Origin of the sequence: Agromyces mediolanus (assembly GCF_044917495.1) — a bacterium.
GTDB lineage: Bacteria > Actinomycetota > Actinomycetes > Actinomycetales > Microbacteriaceae > Agromyces > Agromyces mediolanus_B.
Genome location: NZ_JAVSSI010000020.1, coordinates 15,257 through 30,407 on the forward strand (window position 1 = coordinate 15,257; position 15,151 = coordinate 30,407).

A 15,151-nucleotide genomic window follows, 5' to 3' on the forward strand; every position below is an offset into this window, starting at 1 on the left:
GCTGGCGATTCCGCACAAGGGCGGGCCGAGGCATCCCGGGGCCGGCTGTGCCGACCCTCAAGGGATGCCGCGCCGCCGGCGAACGGGCCTACGCTCGGTGCTCATGCACATGCTCTTCCGGACGCTCCTCCACGTGCTGTTCCTCTCGCGGCGCAGGCCCGACCTCGGGCACTACGACGTGGCCCGCACGCGCTTCATCACGCTGCCGACCGATCTCGACATCAACCGGCACATGAACAACGGCGTCTACTTCTCGATCATGGACGTCGCGCGCTTCGACATGCTCGTCCGCAACGGCGTCTGGGGGATCATGCGGGAGCGCGGCTGGTACCCGGTCGTGGCGAGCGAGACGATCACCTTCCGCAAGTCGCTGCAGCTGTGGGAGCGGTTCACGATCGAATCGCGGGTGCTCGGCTTCGACGACAAGGCCGTGTACGTCGAGCAGCGCTTCGTGAAGAAGGGCGCCGACGGGCGGCCGGAGATCTACGCGCAGGGGTTCATCCGCGGGCGCTTCCTGAAGAAGTCCGGCGGCACGGTGCCGATGGCCGAGGTCGTCGAGGCGTTCGGCGCGGGCCCGGGCGACGGGCTGCCCGAGTGGATCGAGCGCTGGGGGCAGGACGTCGCCCTGCCGGCGACCCGCGCCGAGGCGCCGTCCGTCTGGAGCTGAGCCTCGGGGTGCGCGTGAGCTGAGCCGCTGGCCGGGGCGCCTCGCGAGGGCGGCGCCGCGGCACCCGCGAGGCTGCTCACGCCGTGCGGTTCAGCCCCTCGAGCACGATGCCGAGCTTGTCGCCGAAGGTGCAGGCGAAGAGCTCGTCGACCCGTTCGTCCTCGTCGATGCGGGTCGTGAGGTTCGAGGCGATGAGCGTGTTGATCAGCATGCCCTGGGCCATGAACCGCATGGCCTCGTCGGGGCTCATCACGTCGCGCATGCGGTCGTAGATGCGCAGGAAGCCGCGCCTGGCGACGGGCCCGATGTTCGGGTCGTGGCCGAGGATGAAGCCCTGCATGAGGGCGAGCAGGACGCCCCGGTCGGTCTCGACGAGATCGACGTAGGCCTCGCCGATGCGCGGGCCGACGGGCTTCTCGGACGCCTCGTCGGCGACCGCCCGGTCGAAGGCCGCGATGATGAGCTCGCAGGTGCGCTCGAGCACCTCGATGAAGAGCTGCTCCTTGGTGCCGAACATGCGCACGACGTAGGGCTGACTGATGCCGGCCGCCTTCGCCACGCGGTCGGTGGTGGCGCCGGCGTAGCCGAGTTCGCCGAAGACCCGAGTGGCCGCTTCGAGGATCTGCTCGCGGCGCTCGGTCGCCGGGATCCGGTCCGTCTTCGACACCATGCTTGACATGTTATCAGTCGATTACTACAGTCGCTCCATGAAGTAATCAGTCGATTACCACCTTGCCGTCCACCGCCCTCCGAGGAGCCCCGAAATGTTCTCCACCGCACGCCGGACCCCCGTCTGGCTCGCGATCGTCGCGGCATCCCTGCCGATGTTCATGGCGACGCTCGACAACCTCGTCATCACGAACGCCCTCCCCGCGATGGCCGCCGACCTCGGCGCCTCGATCGAGGAGCTGCAGTGGTTCGTGAACGCCTTCACGCTCTCCTTCGCGGCGTTCATCCTCGGCGCCGCGGCGCTCGGCGACCGCATCGGCCGGCGCACCGTCTTCCTCATCGCGCTCGCCGTGTTCACCGCCGCGAGCGCACTCGTCGCGCTCAGCACCGAGCCGTGGATGGTGATCGCGAGCCGCGCCGTGCAGGGCGTCGGCGCGGCCGGCATCATGCCGCTCTCGCTGACGCTCCTCGCCGGCAGCGTGCCCGAGCGCCGCCGCCCGATGGCGATCGGCATCTGGGGCGGCGTGGCCGGCCTCGGCGTCGCGCTCGGACCGCTCGTCGGCGGCGCCGTCATCGAGGGCTGGAACTGGGAGGCCATCTTCTGGCTGAACGTGCCCGTCGGCGTCATCGCCATCCCGCTCGCCCTCGCCGCCCTGCCGAACGCCCTCGGCGCCCGCGTCCGCATCGACGTGCCCGGCATCCTCCTCGCCGGACTCGGCGTGCTCGGCGTCGTCTTCGGCATCGTGCGCGGCAACGACGCCGGCTGGTCGAGCGCCGAGGTGCTCGGCTCGCTCGCGGCCGGCGCCGTGCTGCTCGCCGCGTTCATCGCCTGGGAGCTGCGCGCCCCGGCACCGCTCCTGCCTCTGCGGCTCTTCCGCAACCGCGGCTTCACGGCGGCGAACCTCGTGGGCTTCTGGTTCAGCTTCGGCATGTTCGGCTCGGTGTTCGTGCTCATCCAGTTCCTCCAGGTCGTGCAGGGCGCGACGCCGCTCGAGGCGGGCGTGCAGACCATGCCGTGGACCCTGGCGCCGATGTTCATCGCGCCCATCGCCGGGGCCCTCGCGCCCCGCGTCGGCACCCGCACCCTCATCGTCGCCGGCCTCGCGCTGCAGGCCGCCGCCCTCGCCTGGCTCGCCCTGGAGCTCGACCCCGACGTCGCGTACGGCGCGCTGATCGGCCCCTTCCTGATGGCCGGCGTCGGCATGTCGCTCGTCTTCGCACCGATGTCGACGGCCGTGCTCGCGGGGATGCCCGAGGACGACCACGCCAAGGCCTCGGGCACGAACTCCACCCTCCGCGAGGTCGGCGTCGCGCTCGGCGTCGCCGTGCTCACCGCGGTGTTCACCGGCGCGGGCGGCGAGCTCACCCCGACCGGCTTCGTCGACGCCGCGGTGCCCGCGGTGCTCGTCGGCTCGGCCGGGCTCGTGCTCGCGCTCGTCGCGGCGTTCTTCCTGCCGCTCGGTCGGAGCGGCGGCCGGGATGCCTCGGCGGCGGCGCCGGCGGATGACTCGGCCGAGGCCGCGGGGGATCCCGGCGCCGAGCTCGTCGACGCGGTGCAGCGCTAGCTGCGGGCCTGCTTCGGCACGACGACCTCGCGGATGATCAGCAGGATGCCCGCGGAGATCGGGATCGCGACGAGCGCGCCGAGCAGGCCGAGCAGCGTGCCGCCCGCGAGCGCCGAGATCAGCACGATCGTGCCGGGCACCTGCACCGCCTTGCCCATCACCTTCGGCGTCAGGATGTACGCCTCGATCTGCATGTAGACGAGCATCGCGATGAGCACGATGAGGGCGGCCGTCGGCGAGACGAAGAGGGAGACGACGGTCATCAGGATGGTGGTGAGCACCGTACCGATGAGCGGGATGAGCGTCACGAAGAGCGCGATCACACCGATCACGAGCGCGTACTTCACGCCGACGAGGCTCAGCAGGATCGTCGAGAAGACCGCGTTCAGGAAGGCGAGCACCACCATGCCGCTCAGGTACTTGCCGACCGACTGCATGATGCGCTCGCCGTAGCTCTCGACCTGCTCCCGGTTCGAGGCCTTCACGAGCGAGTAGCAGGCCCGCTTCGTGGCGTCGAGCGTCGCGATGAAGTAGATCGAGAGCACCACGACGAAGAAGCCGGTGGAGACGGCGTCGAGCACGGCGGCGCCGAAGGCGAGCGCGCCGCCGCCGATCGAGGCCCACACGTTCGGGTCGGAGAGGATGTCCTCGACCGACTGCACGACGGTCGACAGCAGGCCGTTCGTGGTCTCGTTCGCCTGCTCGAACCAGCCGGAGTCCTGCAGCTGCTGCACCTGCGCCGGGAGCGTCGTCACGAGCGAGGTGGCCTGCGAGACGAGCGGCGGGATCAGCACCCAGATGATGCCGACGACGACGAGCACGAACAGCATGATGACGACGACGATCGCCGGGCCGCGCTTCAGCCCGTGCCGCTGGAACCAGCGGATCAACGGGTCGAGGCCGAGCGCGACGAAGGAGGCGATGAACACCGAGAGCAGCACGCTCTGCAGATTCACGACGACGATCGCGAGGAGGACCGCCAGGAGCACGCCGAGCGTGACGATGAACCCCCATCGCAGCGGATGCTGCGCGAAGAAGGAGCCCCCGGACTCCGCGGCCGCCGGACGCCGCCGCAATCGATCTGCCGCTCTCACGGGCGTCAGTCTAGGGGCGCGCGGCGTCGGGGACCGGGAGGCTGCGGTAGTGCGCGGCGAAGACGGGGAAGTAGTCGCCCCACTCCGGCATCGCGAGGCCCTGCCTGGCGGCGTGCATCCGGTCGAGGTAGTAGTCCCAGCCGGGACCGATCTCGCCGACGTCGAGGGAGTCGTCGAGCCGCTGGGCGAAGCTCAGCGTCGTCATGCCGCCGCCCTCGCGGAGGTGGCAGTGCAGCCGCCACGCGTTCGGCTGGTTGTCGACGTCGAGGTGGAAGCGGTGCGGCGCCTCGCAGAGCAGGATGCTCACGTTCTGCCACGGGGCGTCCTCGCTCTCCGCGGTCATCCGGAAGCGGACGCCCCCGGTCGACGGGCTGCCGGTGTACGTGCCGATCCAGGAGCGGAGTGCGGTCGGATTGGTGAGGCTGTACCAGACGTCCTCGATGGGCGCTCGGAAGAGACGGTCGAACTGCAGATAGCGGCCGTCGGGCTTCAGCTCGTAGTGACCGGTGGGCTTGGCGCTCATCTCGACCCCCTCGTCGTCCGTTCCCTCAGGCTAACCCCGGGCGCGCGGAACCACTAGCATCGAGGCCATGAGTAGCAAGGGGTCGTCGGCCGCGAAGCGCGAAGCCGCCATGGACATCACCGAGGGCAAGTCCGGACTCTGGGGCTGGCTCGCCGGTCTCGTGGTGCTGGCCCTCATCGCCGTGCCGCTCTCGGCCGCGTTCGCGTTCGCGACGCACCCGCACTCGCAGCAGCTCTTCGCGGGCCGGCTCGAAGAGGTCGGCACCGGCGCGTACCAGGCGTTCTGGTGGCTCGTGACGATCTTCCTCGTCGCCCTGCCGATCCTCGTCGGCTACGCGATCGCGAAGCTCTCGGCCCGCTCGCTCGCGATCGTCGGCGCGATCGTCGCGCTCTTCGTCATCGCCATCCTGGTGCTCGGCCAGCTCTTCGTCTTCTGATGAAGTTATTTACGCCTTGACTTATATAAGTCTGGGCGTAAGTATTAGGCCATGCACGCGTTCGACGTCCTCGGCGACCCCGTCCGACGACGCATCCTGGAGCTCCTCGCCGAGGGCGAGGCGCCCGCCGGTGCGGTCTGCGCGATCGTGTCGGCCGAGTTCGGCATCACCCAGCCCGCGGTATCGCAGCACCTGCGGGTGCTCCGTGAGCAGGGCTTCGCCTCGGTGCGGGTCGACGGCCGGCGACGGCTCTACGCGGTCGACGCCCGTGGCCTCCAGCAGGCCAGCGACTGGCTCAGCCCCTTCGAGCGCTTCTGGCGAGGCCCGCTCGCCGCGCTCGGAACCGAGCTGAAGCGCGGCCAGCGGGCCCGCCGCCTCGACGCCGACGACGTGCACGACCGGGCCGACGGCCCGGCCGATCAGCCACGAGACGAGGAGTGACCATGGTCGACGTGAACGAGCAGATCGACGCCGTGACGCGCGAGCTGCGGACCGAGGACCACGACGGCGAGCCGGCGCGCATCCAGATCGTCGCGCAGGAGTACCCGGCGGACCTCGCCGACGTCTGGGCGGCCGCGACCGATCCGGAGCGCATCGCCCGCTGGTTCCTGCCGGTGACCGGTTCGCTCGAGCTCGGCGGGCGGTACCAGCTCGAGGGCAACGCCGGCGGCGAGGTGCTCGCCTGCTCGCCGCCCGCGGACGGGCGCGCGAGCTACCGCATCACCTGGGAGTACGGCGGCGGGATGTCGTGGGTGACCGTGCGCCTCGCGTCGATCGACGCCGCGCGCACCCGCTTCGAGCTCGAGCACACCGCGCGCATCGGCGACATCCCCGAAGAGATGTGGCAGACATTCGGCCCGGGGGCGACCGGTGTCGGCTGGGACCAGGCGCTGCTCGGGCTCGCTCTGCACCTCGGCACCCAGGATGCGAGGATCGCGCCCGAGGACGCCATGGCCTGGATGCTGTCGGAGGAGGGGCGGGCGTTCTCCCGCGCAGCCGCCGACGGCTGGGCTGCTGCGCACCGAGCGTCCGGCGCGGATGCCGAGACCGCTGCGCGCGCCGCCGACGCCACGTTCGGCTTCTACACGGGCGAGATGCCCGGCGCCTGAGCCGAGGACTCGCGCCGTCACGCCGTGCTCGAGCCGCGCGTCAGCCGCGCGCCTCGAGCACGGCCATCGCCGCGTTCTGCCCGCCGACCCCGCTGACCGCGCCGCCGCGCACCGCGCCGGAGCCGCACAGCAGGATCCGCTCGTGCGCCGTCGCGACGCCCCAGCGCTCGGCGGGCGTCGCGAGGCTCGCGGTCGGCTCCGCCCACGGCCACGACAGCGGCCCGTGGAAGATGTGCCCGCCCGGCATCGCGAGCGCCGCCTCGAGATCGCGCGTCGTCTTCGTCTCGATGCACGGCCGCCCCGAGGCATCCGTCGCGATCACCTCGGCGATGGGCTCGGCGAGCACGGAGTCGAGCGAGTCGAGCACCGCCTGCTGCAGGCGCTCGCGCAGCTCCTCGGCGCCGAAGCGCTCGCCGAGGCGGTCGGCGGCGTGGATGCCGAAGACGGTGAGCGTGTGCGCGCCGGAGGCGGCGAGCTCGGGGGAGAGGATCGACGGGTCGCTCAGGGTGTGGCAGTAGATCTCGCAGGGCAGCGGGTCGGGGATGGCGCCGCGCGCCGCAGCGCGGAACGCCCCCTCCAGCTGCGACTCGAGCTCGTTGATGTGGAACGTGCCGGCGAACGCCTGCTCGGGCGCGACCTCCGGGTCGCGGAGCCGGGGGAGGCGGGTGAGCAGCAGGTTCACCTTCACCTGCGCGCCCTCGGGGGCGTCGAGATGGCGGAGGCGTTCGAGGACCACCGGCGGCACGCCCGCGACCCGGTCGTCGGCGAACGGCGCCTGCGTGCGCGGGGCGGATGCCCCCGCGGCAGCGTCGGCACCGGCGGCGTCCGCGTCGGCCCGGCCCGGTGACGGCGCGCCCGCCGCGAGCAGCCGGTCGAGCACGGCCGGGGCGACGTTCGCGAGGATCGTGCCCGCCGCGACCAGCTGCTCGCCCGAGGCATCCCGGTACCTGACCGCGCCCTCGGCGTTCGCGCCGAGCACCTCGGCCCCCGTCAGCAGCGTCGCGCCCGCCGCGCGGGCGACCCGCTCGAGCTCGCCCGTGACGGCCCCCATGCCCCCGACGGGCACGTCCCAGTCGCCCGTGCCGCCGCCGATCACGTGGTACAGGAAGCAGCGGTTCGCGTCGAGCGCCGGATCGTCGAGGGCGGTGAAGGTGCCGATCAGGCCGTCGGTCGCGACGACGCCGCGCACGAGGTCGCTCGCGAAGCGGGCGTCGATGGCCTCGCCGAGCGGGCGCTCGACGAAGTCCCGCCAGACGCGGTCGTCGCCGACGAGGGCGCGGGCCTCCTCGCGGGTCGGCAGCGGCTCCGTGAGCGTCGGGAAGACCGCGCGGGCGAGGCGCGCGGTGTCGTCGCCGAGCTCTCGCCAGGCGGGCACGTCGCCCTCCGCGCCGACCCGGGCGAAGGCCGCGGTGAGGGCGGCGTCGTCGGCGTCGCGGTCGACGAGGAGCCCGCGCCCGGGGTCGGCCGGGTCGGGCGTGTACGAGGAGAAGCGGCGGCGCACGAGCTCGAGCTCGAGACCCAGCTCGTCGACGATGCGGCGCGGCAGCAGGCTCACGAGGTAGGAGTAGCGCGAGAGCCGGGCATCGACCCCGTCGAACGCCTCGGCCGAGACGGCCGCGCCGCCCAGGTGGTCGTCGCGCTCGAGGAGCAGCACGTCGAGCCCGGCCCGGGCGAGATAGGCGGCGGCGGTGAGCCCGTTGTGGCCCCCGCCGAGGATGACGACGTCGTGCGCGCGCATGGATCGAGCGTAGCCCCGGCGGTCGTCGCGGGGTGCTCGTCGCGGCGCCCGGCGAGGGGGTCGTTCTCCGACTCGGGCGCGGGTGCCGGCGGCATCCACGGTCGCAGAACGACCCTCTCGAGGACCGGGCGGGGCTCAGCGGGCCCGGTGCATCGCGCGCACGCCGACGACGAGACCGATCGCGCACGTGACGACCGCGGCGATCGCCCCGCCGAGCACCGCCGGGGCGCCGAAGTCGCCCGCGAGCAGCGCCCGCTCGGCGCCGACGAGGTAGCTCAGCGGGTTCACGGCGGCGGCGACGCGCATCCACTCCGGGCCGTCCTCGAGCGGCAGCAGCATGCCCGACAGGATCATCAGCGGGAACAGCAGCGTCTGGTGCACCATCCAGAACATCCAATCCCGGTTGCGGCAGCCGAGCGCCAGCGCGTAGCTCAGGGCGCCGAAGCCGATGCCGAAGACGGCGAGCACGAGGAGGCCGAGGAGCAACCCCGGCACGTTCACGCTGAAGCCGAACGGCACCGCGACGAGGACCACGATCGTGCCCTGCACCATGAGCGGCACGACCTCCTTCAGCGCACGGCCGACGAGCAGCGCGTTCCGCGAGAGCGGTGCGACGAGGGTGCGCTCGTGCGAGCCGGTCTGCATCTCGAAGAGCAGGTTGGCCCCCGTCGAGGCGGTGCCGAATAGCGCCACCATCACGAGGATGCCGGGCACGAACCACTGCAGCGTGCCCGCGACGTCGCCGCCCGCGGCGCCGACGAGCAGCGGGCCGAAGAGCCCGAGGAAGACGAGCGGCTGCACGAGCGAGAACAGCACGCTGAACGGGTCGCGCACGAGCGGGCGGGACTCCCGTACGAAGACGGCTGCGGTGTCGCGGGCGAAGCCGGTGCGGCGGGGCGCGGGGCGCGCGGGGGTCGGTGCGGCGGACGTCGGCGCAGCCGCGGCGGTCGGATCGGCGATCGTGTTCATGGTCAGGCTCCTTCGGTGGCGGTGGCGGTGGCGGTGGCGGTGGCGGTGGCGGTGGCGGTGGCGGTGGCGTGGTGATGCGGATCGGCGGATGCCGGTCAGGCGGCGGCCTGCGCGGGCGCCGCCCCGGACCCGCCCGGCGCCGATTCCTCGCGGAGGCTCCGGCCGGTGAGGGCGAGGAAGACGTCGTCGAGAGTCGGCGAGCGATGCGTCGCCGTGACGACCTCAAGGCCCGCGCCGGCGAGCTCCCGGAGGTGCCGGGGAAGGGCGCGCGCGCCGTCGGCCTCGGTGAGCACGAGCCGGGCAGGATCGGCCAGATCGGGCTCGCCGCCGAGCCGTGCCGCGGCGGCCGAGGCATCCGCCGGGCTCGCGAAGCCGAGCGTGATCCGGTCGCCCGCGAGCGACTCCTTGAGCGCCGGGGCCGTGTCGTCGGCGATGACCCGGCCGTGGTCCATGACCATCACCCGCTCTGCGAGCTGATCCGCCTCGTCGAGGTAGTGCGTGGTGAGGAAGATGGTCGTGCCCGTCGACCGGCGGAGCTCGACGATGTGCTCCCACAGGTTCGCGCGGCTGTGTGGGTCGAGCCCGGTCGACGGCTCGTCGAGGAAGAGCAGCTCCGGCCGGTGGATCAGCCCGAGCGCGATGTCGAGGCGGCGCTGCTGCCCGCCCGAGAGCGACTGCACGGTGCGGTTCGCGAACGCCCCGAGCTCGAGCGACTCGAGCAGTTCGGCTGCGCGCGCCCGCGTCTCCCGGCGGCCGAGGCCGAAGAAGGCGCCTTGCGCGTGCAGCTCGTCGCGGACGCGCTGGGTGTGCCCGCCGGAACTGCCCTGCCCGACGTAGCCGATGCGGCGGCGGACCCCGGCAGGGTCGCGGCGGACGTCGCAGCCGGCGACGACGGCCTCGCCGCTCGTCGCGGGCAGGAGCGTGGTGAGCATGCGGAGCGTCGTGGACTTGCCCGCGCCGTTCGGCCCGAGGAACGCGATGAGCTCTCCGGCGGCGACGGAGAGGTCGACGGCGCGCACCGCCTCGACCGTCTGCCCCTTCGAGCGGAACGTCTTCGTCAAACCGCGGGCGGTGATCATCTGGCCGGAATCGGCCTGCGTGTGCTTCGTCATGTCGACAGCTTCTCGAGGCATCCGGTCAGTTTCTGTCCGGTTTCGGAGGAGAATCGCTGCATGGCCGCCACGACCTCGCGAACGCTCGAACTGCTCTCGCTGCTGCAGAGCCACCGGCACTGGACCGCGCACGAACTGGTCGACCGGCTCGGCGTGAGCGAGCGCACCCTGCGCCGCGATGTCGAGCGGCTGCGCGAGCTCGGCTACGGCATCGAGTCGCTCCGCGGCGTGGCTGGCGGCTACCGACTCGAGGCGGGCACCGGGCTGCCGCCGCTCCTCCTCAGCGACGATGAGGGGGTCGCGATCGCGGTCGGGCTGCGCTCCCAGGCGACCGCCGGGCTCCGCGGCGCCGAGCACACGACGCTCAGCGCCCTCGCGAAGATCGAGCAGGTGCTGCCGCCGGCCCTCCGCCGCCGGATCGAGGCGCTGCAGTCGCACGCCGCCGGACCGCTGCCGGCCGCCGGCCGCGACGGCCGGCCGGTGCCCGCGGTCGATTCGGAGCTGCTCGGCCTGCTCGCGCTCGCCTGCCGCGACGCCGAGCGCCTCCGCTTCCGGTACACCGATGCGAACGGCGGCGAGACCGCGCGCAGCGTCGAGCCGCACCGCCTCGTGCCGATCGCGCGGCGCTGGTACCTCCTCGCCTGGGACCGCGAGCGCGACGACTGGCGCACCTTCCGCGTCGATCGCGTCGCCGAGGTCTTCCAGACGCGCGTGCGCTTCGAGCCGCGGCCCATGGGCGAGGAGGAGGCCCGGGAACGCGTCGAGCGAGCGACCAGATACCGACGCAGCTCGGCCACCGCGCGGATCGTGGTCGCGCTGCCGCGCGCCGAGCTCGCGGAGCACCTCGGCTGGTGGGGGCGGGAGTTGGAAACGGTGGATGCCGGGCACTGCGCGTGGCCCCTCGAGGCGGACTCGGTCGAGGCGCTCGCGATGGCGCTCGTGTGGCTGCCCCGCGGTGCGGCGTACGCGGTGGAGGGGGACGAGCTGCGGGCACTCCTCGCGGAGGAGGCACGCCGCTTCGCCGCGGCAGCCGGTTGATGCGCGCTCGGCGGGCCTGCGGCTCGGCGGGTGAGGCTTGCCCGCGGGCGGGCGGCGTGAGACGGTGGGATACCATCGCGTGAATCGAGGTCGCATGTCGCGTCGCAGCACCGCGCCCTTCGGTGCACTCCTCGGCGCGCTCCTCGCTGTCGGGCTCCTGGCCGGCTGCACCTCGGGTGTCGCGCCCAGCCCGCCCGTCGAGCGCGAGGCGCCGCCGCTGAACGAGGACCGTCCGAGCGACGAGGTGCGCCGCGCGCTCGCCGCCGTCGACCCGTGCGCCCTCCTCGAGATCGACCGCGACGACGCCGCGTTCGCCGGCGTCGAGGCGGTCCCGCGCGGCGGGCTCTTCGACTGCGAGCTGCCGGAGCTCGCCCGCGTCGAGCTCCTCGTCGACTTCGGCGCCGACGACCGCTTCTGGTCCGAGCGCACGAGCGTCGGCGGGTCGCCGGTCGGGGCGATCACCGCCTACCGGCAGCGCGACCCGGCCGAGGGATGCAGCGTGCTCCTGCCCGTCGACTTCGAGCACGCCATCCGCTTCCGCCAGCTGCGCGCACCGGGCGACGACTGCACCCTCGCCGACTCCTTCGCGAGCCGCGCGGCGGTCGCGCTGCGGAGCGACCCGCGCTCGCTCGCGAGGGAGGGCGACGACGGCCTCGTCGCCTGCGATGCGCTCGCCGCCGTCGCCGGGGGGTCGGCCGCTCCAGCGGGCGCGGAGCTCCGACCGCTCGCCGGACGCTTCGACTCGCTCGCGCGTTGCGGGCTCTGGGATGCGCCCGACGCCGAGCCGCTCACCGGCCCGCTCGTCGGCTTCACGCTCGACTACTTCGCGCCGTTCGAGGAGTGGGCGAGGTCCGGTGCCCGCGCGGAGCTCGAGGTGGTCTCGCTCGGCGGCGTCCCGGCGCTCGTGCAGCCGGGTGCCGACGGCGGATGCACGCTGTCCTGGGACGCCCGGCCGGCGAGCGACCCCGGGCACGCCGGGCTCGTGCTGCGCGCCGAGCTCTCCGCCGAGCGCTGCGACGACGCCGAGCGCCTGGCGGCCGAGCTCGCGCCGCAGCTCGCGAGCCAGGCGCCGGCCGATCCCGGACCGGAACAGCTGCTCTACGCCAAGGGCGAGGAGCAGGACACCGCCGCCTCCGCCGGCTGCGCCGACGCGCTCGACCCGGTCGCGCGCGAGTGCGCCCCGATGCGCGAGGGCGTGCCGGTGCCGGCGAATCCCACCGAGGTGCTCGTCCGGGGCGAGGCCGATCCCGATGCCCTCTGCGCGGCCGCGCAGGGCCCGCTCTCGACGGTGATGGGCCAGTTCCGCGCGCCGCTCGTCGTGCGGCAGGACGCGGTCCGCGAGGATGCGCCCTTCGTCTGCGAGTTCGTCGAGCCGGGGCATTCGCTCGTCGTGCAACTGCGGGCCTCGACCGATGCCCTGGCCGAGCGGCCGTCGGCGGCTCGGGGCGAGGCGGTGGAGCTGGGCGGGCACGCCGCCGAGCTCGGCGAGATCGAGGGGGCGCTGACGGAGTACCGGCGCACCGCGCGCATCGCCCTCGCTTCCCCGAGCGAGCCCGGGTACCTCGAAGTGGTGCTCGTCGTGCGACCCGTACGCGAGGACGGGGTCGACGGCGAGGCCGATCGCGAGCGGATCGCGCAGCTCGAACCGGTCGCGGCGAAGCTCGCCGAGTCGCTGCTCGGGCGGTAGCAGGACGGCATCCGAGGCCGGGCGGTGCGCCGGCTCGTCGCGCTCCGCTCAGCGAGGGCCAATGCCGGGGTCGGTGCCGAGCCCGTCGAAGAAGAGCTCGAGGGCGGCGTCGACCTGCGCCTCGATCTCGGGCCGGTCGGGCAGGGAGGCGTCGCCGAGCATCATGGCGCGGTTCAGCGGTTCGCCCATGACCATCCAGTTCAACTGGGCGGCGGCCCGCTCGGGGTCGGCGGTGCGCAGCACGCCCGCGGACTGCAGTTCGGCGATGATGCCCGCGAGGGTCGTGATGGCGCGCTTCGGCCCGTGCTCGTAGAGGGCCTCGGCGAGTTCGGGGGAGCGGGTCAGCTCGCCGATGACGAGTCGGCGGAGCCCGACGATCTTCGGCGTGAGCACGGCCTGGAGCTGGCCGACGAGCAGTTCGCGCAGCGCGGCCCGCGGCTCGTCGTGCGGGTCGATGCGCGGCGGCGGGGAGAGCACCGCGCGCCGGGTGCCGACCGTCTCCGCGGTGACGAGCTCGAGGAAGAGCGCGCGCTTACTGCCGAAGTGGCTGTAGAGGGTCTGCTTCGCGATGCCGCACTCGGCGGCGATCGAGTCCATCGTGACCGACTCGTAGCCCGTCGCGAGGAACTGGCGCTCGGCGGCGCGCAGGGCGGCCTCGCGCTTCTGCAGCGAGCTGGGGCGCATCCGCTCCTCCTCCGATCGGTCCGGCTCTTGCAAACATCATACTCACGGGTCTATATTCATCAGGAATCAAGACTAGTGAGTCTAGAAATGGGGATGCCTCGATGGAAACCATCACCACCGCGAGCGGCGACCGCGTCGCCTTCGACCGCTACGGCGCGCCGGGAACCCCCGCCGTCGTCTTCATCCAGGGCGCCGGGCCCACCCGCGCCGACGACCCGGTCACCGCCGAGACCGGCCGCCTCCTCGCCGAGCGCGGGCACCAGGCGATCGTGCACGACCGGGTCGGGCGCGGCGACTCCCCGGCATCCGGCCCGATCGCGCTGGAGCGCGAGCTCGAGGCGATCGCCGCGCTCGCCGAGACGGCCGCCGCGCCCGTGGTGCTCGTCGGACACTCCTCGGGGTGCGCCATCGCGGTGCGGGCCGCACCCCGCGTGCCCGGTCTCGCCGGCCTCGTGCTCTGGGAGGCTCCGTTCGGACAGTTCGAGGGCGGTGCGCCCGCGTGGTGGGCGGTGGTCGAGCAGGCCGTCGCCGACGGCCGGCTCGAGGACGCCGTCGCCGCCTACATGGTCGGCATGCCGCCGGAGTGGCTCGAGGAGCTGCGCCGCTCGCCCGACTACCCGGGGCTCGTGCTGAGCTGGATCCCCGACGGCGAGGCGCTCGCCTCGATCGAGGCCGACGGCCTCGGCGCGCACCTGGGCGGGCTCGCCGTGCCGGTGCTCGCGGTGGTGGGCACGGAGACGTTCCCCGGGATGGCCGAGGCCGCCGACGCGATCGCGGATGCCGCGCCCGCGGGGGCCTCGGAGCGGGTCTCGGGCGCGTGGCACAGCTGGGAGCCGGCGGCGATGGCCGAGCGGCTCGGCCGCGTGCTCGACGCGTAGCGCTGAGCCGACCGCGCCTCCCGGCTCAGCCCGCGGGGCGCGGCGCCGGAGTTGCGGCGCGGGCCGCCCGCGCGAGCGCGTCGCGGCAGGCGACCACGGCGGGGCGCGTCGCCGCCGCGTGCCGGGTCGCCGTGAACACCTCGCGCTGCGGGCGGCCCGGCAGCTCCGCGAGCCGGACGCTCGGCGGCTCGCCCGCCCAGACCAGGTCGGGGAGCAGCCCCGCCGCGTGCCCGGCGCGGATCAGCCGGATGTGGGCGATGAGGTCGGCGGTCTCGAAGCGGACGTCGGGCTCGAAGCCGGCCTCGCGGCACAGCTGCACGGCCCACTCGCGCGAGGCGGTGCCGGCCGGCTCCAGGACCCAGGGCAGGGATGCCGCGTCCGCGAGGGTCGCGTCGGCGCGCGCCGGCGCGACGGGCGCGGGGATGTCGCCGGGCAGGGCCAGCCTGATCGGGTCCGCGACGAGCGGCACCCGGTCGAGCTCCGGCCGGTGCTGACGGGTGTGCCCCGGATACTGCTCGGCGAGCACGAGGTCGAAGTCGCGCGCCGCGACCTCGAAGAGCCCGGCCTCGGGCTCGCGCTCGGTCACCTCGACGCGGAGGGCCGGATGCTCCGCCGCGAGGAGGGTGAGCGCCTGCGGCACGACCGCGTGCGCGGCGGACTGGAACACGGCGAGCCGCACCGTGCCGCCGACGGCGGTGAGCGAGCGGGCGACCTCCGCCTCGGCCTCCTCGAGCCGGTCGAGCACCGCGATGCCGTGCTCGACGAGCACGAGCGCCTGCGGGGTGAGCTGCACCCGGCGGCCCGCCTGCACGAGCAGCGGCACGCCCGCCTCGCGCTCGAGCTGGGCGAGCTGCTGCGACACCGACGACGGGCTGTACGAGAGGGCCTCGGCGACCGCGGCGAGCGTGCCGCGCCGGCTCAGCTCCACGAGGAGGCGCAGTCGGCGCACGTCGAGCATCTCGGCATCCTCTCGTTCTTTCTC

At 73.6% G+C, this 15,151-nt stretch carries 16 protein-coding genes; 8 read left to right on the forward strand and 8 right to left on the reverse strand.

Annotated features, from left to right (window positions below):
- Positions 1 to 103 precede the first annotated feature (103 nt).
- Positions 104 to 667 (forward strand): acyl-CoA thioesterase, encoded by a 564-nt coding sequence (locus tag ROT00_RS17765; RefSeq protein WP_189085228.1) that lies wholly within the window; start codon positions 104 to 106, stop codon positions 665 to 667.
- Positions 668 to 743: 76 nt separating this feature from the next.
- Here ROT00_RS17765 and ROT00_RS17770 read toward each other — a convergent pair whose 3' ends face one another.
- Entirely contained in the window at positions 744 to 1,346 is a 603-nt protein-coding gene (locus ROT00_RS17770; RefSeq protein WP_404776371.1) for a TetR/AcrR family transcriptional regulator, read from the reverse strand.
- A gap of 85 nt (positions 1,347 to 1,431) precedes the next feature.
- Between ROT00_RS17770 and ROT00_RS17775 the strand changes: the two genes are divergently transcribed.
- Positions 1,432 to 2,901, forward strand: coding sequence for a DHA2 family efflux MFS transporter permease subunit (locus ROT00_RS17775; RefSeq protein ID WP_404776372.1), 1,470 nt, complete (start codon positions 1,432 to 1,434; stop codon positions 2,899 to 2,901).
- On the opposite strand, the gene ROT00_RS17780 is transcribed toward ROT00_RS17775, so the two are convergent.
- Both ROT00_RS17780 and ROT00_RS17785 read right to left on the reverse strand, forming a co-directional pair.
- A complete protein-coding gene (locus ROT00_RS17780) occupies positions 2,898 to 3,995 on the reverse strand; it encodes an AI-2E family transporter (protein ID WP_404776373.1) in 1,098 nt (365 codons plus the stop codon). The two genes, ROT00_RS17775 and ROT00_RS17780, sit on opposite strands and share 4 nt — an antisense overlap.
- A 10-nt stretch (positions 3,996 to 4,005) precedes the next feature.
- Positions 4,006 to 4,518 carry an SRPBCC domain-containing protein gene (locus ROT00_RS17785; protein WP_404776374.1) on the reverse strand — a complete coding sequence of 171 codons (513 nt, stop codon included), beginning with the start codon at positions 4,516 to 4,518 and terminating at the stop codon, positions 4,006 to 4,008.
- Between the two features lie 67 nt (positions 4,519 to 4,585).
- Between ROT00_RS17785 and ROT00_RS17790 the strand changes: the two genes are divergently transcribed.
- The 3 genes from ROT00_RS17790 to ROT00_RS17800 are packed head-to-tail and all read left to right on the forward strand — an operon-like array spanning position 4,586 to position 6,063.
- Complete coding sequence (locus ROT00_RS17790) at positions 4,586 to 4,954, forward strand: hypothetical protein (RefSeq protein WP_230765457.1); 369 nt, start codon at positions 4,586 to 4,588, stop codon at positions 4,952 to 4,954.
- Between the two features lie 51 nt (positions 4,955 to 5,005).
- On the forward strand, positions 5,006 to 5,395 hold the full coding sequence (locus ROT00_RS17795) for an ArsR/SmtB family transcription factor (RefSeq protein ID WP_404776375.1): 390 nt from the start codon (positions 5,006 to 5,008) through the stop codon (positions 5,393 to 5,395).
- A gap of 2 nt (positions 5,396 to 5,397) precedes the next feature.
- On the forward strand, positions 5,398 to 6,063 hold the full coding sequence (locus tag ROT00_RS17800) for an SRPBCC domain-containing protein (RefSeq protein WP_404776376.1): 666 nt from the start codon (positions 5,398 to 5,400) through the stop codon (positions 6,061 to 6,063).
- A 40-nt stretch (positions 6,064 to 6,103) separates the two neighbouring features.
- Here ROT00_RS17800 and ROT00_RS17805 read toward each other — a convergent pair whose 3' ends face one another.
- From ROT00_RS17805 to ROT00_RS17815, 3 genes are all read right to left on the reverse strand, one after another.
- The gene (locus ROT00_RS17805; RefSeq protein WP_404776377.1) at positions 6,104 to 7,801 is read right to left on the reverse strand and encodes a phytoene desaturase family protein; all 1,698 of its coding nucleotides are present in this window, start codon (positions 7,799 to 7,801) and stop codon (positions 6,104 to 6,106) included.
- Between the two features lie 135 nt (positions 7,802 to 7,936).
- Entirely contained in the window at positions 7,937 to 8,770 is an 834-nt protein-coding gene (locus ROT00_RS17810; RefSeq protein WP_404776378.1) for an ABC transporter permease, read from the reverse strand.
- 95 nt (positions 8,771 to 8,865) lie between these two features.
- The gene (locus tag ROT00_RS17815; protein ID WP_404776379.1) at positions 8,866 to 9,882 is read right to left on the reverse strand and encodes an ATP-binding cassette domain-containing protein; all 1,017 of its coding nucleotides are present in this window, start codon (positions 9,880 to 9,882) and stop codon (positions 8,866 to 8,868) included.
- 60 nt (positions 9,883 to 9,942) lie between these two features.
- On the opposite strand from ROT00_RS17815, the gene ROT00_RS17820 reads away from it, so the two are divergent.
- Both ROT00_RS17820 and ROT00_RS17825 read left to right on the forward strand, forming a co-directional pair.
- Positions 9,943 to 10,920, forward strand: coding sequence for a helix-turn-helix transcriptional regulator (locus tag ROT00_RS17820; protein WP_404776380.1), 978 nt, complete (start codon positions 9,943 to 9,945; stop codon positions 10,918 to 10,920).
- 94 nt (positions 10,921 to 11,014) lie between these two features.
- On the forward strand, positions 11,015 to 12,607 hold the full coding sequence (locus tag ROT00_RS17825) for a hypothetical protein (RefSeq protein ID WP_404776381.1): 1,593 nt from the start codon (positions 11,015 to 11,017) through the stop codon (positions 12,605 to 12,607).
- 48 nt (positions 12,608 to 12,655) lie between these two features.
- On the opposite strand, the gene ROT00_RS17830 is transcribed toward ROT00_RS17825, so the two are convergent.
- Positions 12,656 to 13,291 (reverse strand): TetR/AcrR family transcriptional regulator, encoded by a 636-nt coding sequence (locus ROT00_RS17830; RefSeq protein WP_404776382.1) that lies wholly within the window; start codon positions 13,289 to 13,291, stop codon positions 12,656 to 12,658.
- Positions 13,292 to 13,392: 101 nt separating this feature from the next.
- Between ROT00_RS17830 and ROT00_RS17835 the strand changes: the two genes are divergently transcribed.
- Entirely contained in the window at positions 13,393 to 14,169 is a 777-nt protein-coding gene (locus tag ROT00_RS17835; protein WP_404776383.1) for an alpha/beta hydrolase, read from the forward strand.
- A gap of 25 nt (positions 14,170 to 14,194) precedes the next feature.
- On the opposite strand, the gene ROT00_RS17840 is transcribed toward ROT00_RS17835, so the two are convergent.
- Complete coding sequence (locus tag ROT00_RS17840; protein ID WP_404776384.1) at positions 14,195 to 15,127, reverse strand: LysR family transcriptional regulator; 933 nt, start codon at positions 15,125 to 15,127, stop codon at positions 14,195 to 14,197.
- Between the last annotated feature and the right edge of the window lie 24 nt (positions 15,128 to 15,151).

What these genes read in the sequence shown, in the direction of transcription:
- ROT00_RS17825 (WP_404776381.1), top strand. Translation starts at nt 11,015, where the DNA reads ATGTCGCGTCGCAGCACCGCGCCCTTCGGTGCACTCCTCGGCGCGCTC.
- ROT00_RS17765 (WP_189085228.1), top strand. Translation starts at nt 104, where the DNA reads ATGCACATGCTCTTCCGGACGCTCCTCCACGTGCTGTTCCTCTCGCGG.
- ROT00_RS17840 (WP_404776384.1), bottom strand. Translation starts at nt 15,127, where the DNA reads ATGCTCGACGTGCGCCGACTGCGCCTCCTCGTGGAGCTGAGCCGGCGC.
- ROT00_RS17805 (WP_404776377.1), bottom strand. Translation starts at nt 7,801, where the DNA reads ATGCGCGCGCACGACGTCGTCATCCTCGGCGGGGGCCACAACGGGCTC.
- ROT00_RS17800 (WP_404776376.1), top strand. Translation starts at nt 5,398, where the DNA reads ATGGTCGACGTGAACGAGCAGATCGACGCCGTGACGCGCGAGCTGCGG.
- ROT00_RS17815 (WP_404776379.1), bottom strand. Translation starts at nt 9,882, where the DNA reads ATGACGAAGCACACGCAGGCCGATTCCGGCCAGATGATCACCGCCCGC.
- ROT00_RS17790 (WP_230765457.1), top strand. Translation starts at nt 4,586, where the DNA reads ATGAGTAGCAAGGGGTCGTCGGCCGCGAAGCGCGAAGCCGCCATGGAC.
- ROT00_RS17820 (WP_404776380.1), top strand. Translation starts at nt 9,943, where the DNA reads ATGGCCGCCACGACCTCGCGAACGCTCGAACTGCTCTCGCTGCTGCAG.
- ROT00_RS17785 (WP_404776374.1), bottom strand. Translation starts at nt 4,518, where the DNA reads ATGAGCGCCAAGCCCACCGGTCACTACGAGCTGAAGCCCGACGGCCGC.
- ROT00_RS17810 (WP_404776378.1), bottom strand. Translation starts at nt 8,770, where the DNA reads ATGAACACGATCGCCGATCCGACCGCCGCGGCTGCGCCGACGTCCGCC.
- ROT00_RS17775 (WP_404776372.1), top strand. Translation starts at nt 1,432, where the DNA reads ATGTTCTCCACCGCACGCCGGACCCCCGTCTGGCTCGCGATCGTCGCG.
- ROT00_RS17830 (WP_404776382.1), bottom strand. Translation starts at nt 13,291, where the DNA reads ATGCGCCCCAGCTCGCTGCAGAAGCGCGAGGCCGCCCTGCGCGCCGCC.
- ROT00_RS17835 (WP_404776383.1), top strand. Translation starts at nt 13,393, where the DNA reads ATGGAAACCATCACCACCGCGAGCGGCGACCGCGTCGCCTTCGACCGC.
- ROT00_RS17795 (WP_404776375.1), top strand. Translation starts at nt 5,006, where the DNA reads ATGCACGCGTTCGACGTCCTCGGCGACCCCGTCCGACGACGCATCCTG.
- ROT00_RS17770 (WP_404776371.1), bottom strand. Translation starts at nt 1,346, where the DNA reads ATGTCAAGCATGGTGTCGAAGACGGACCGGATCCCGGCGACCGAGCGC.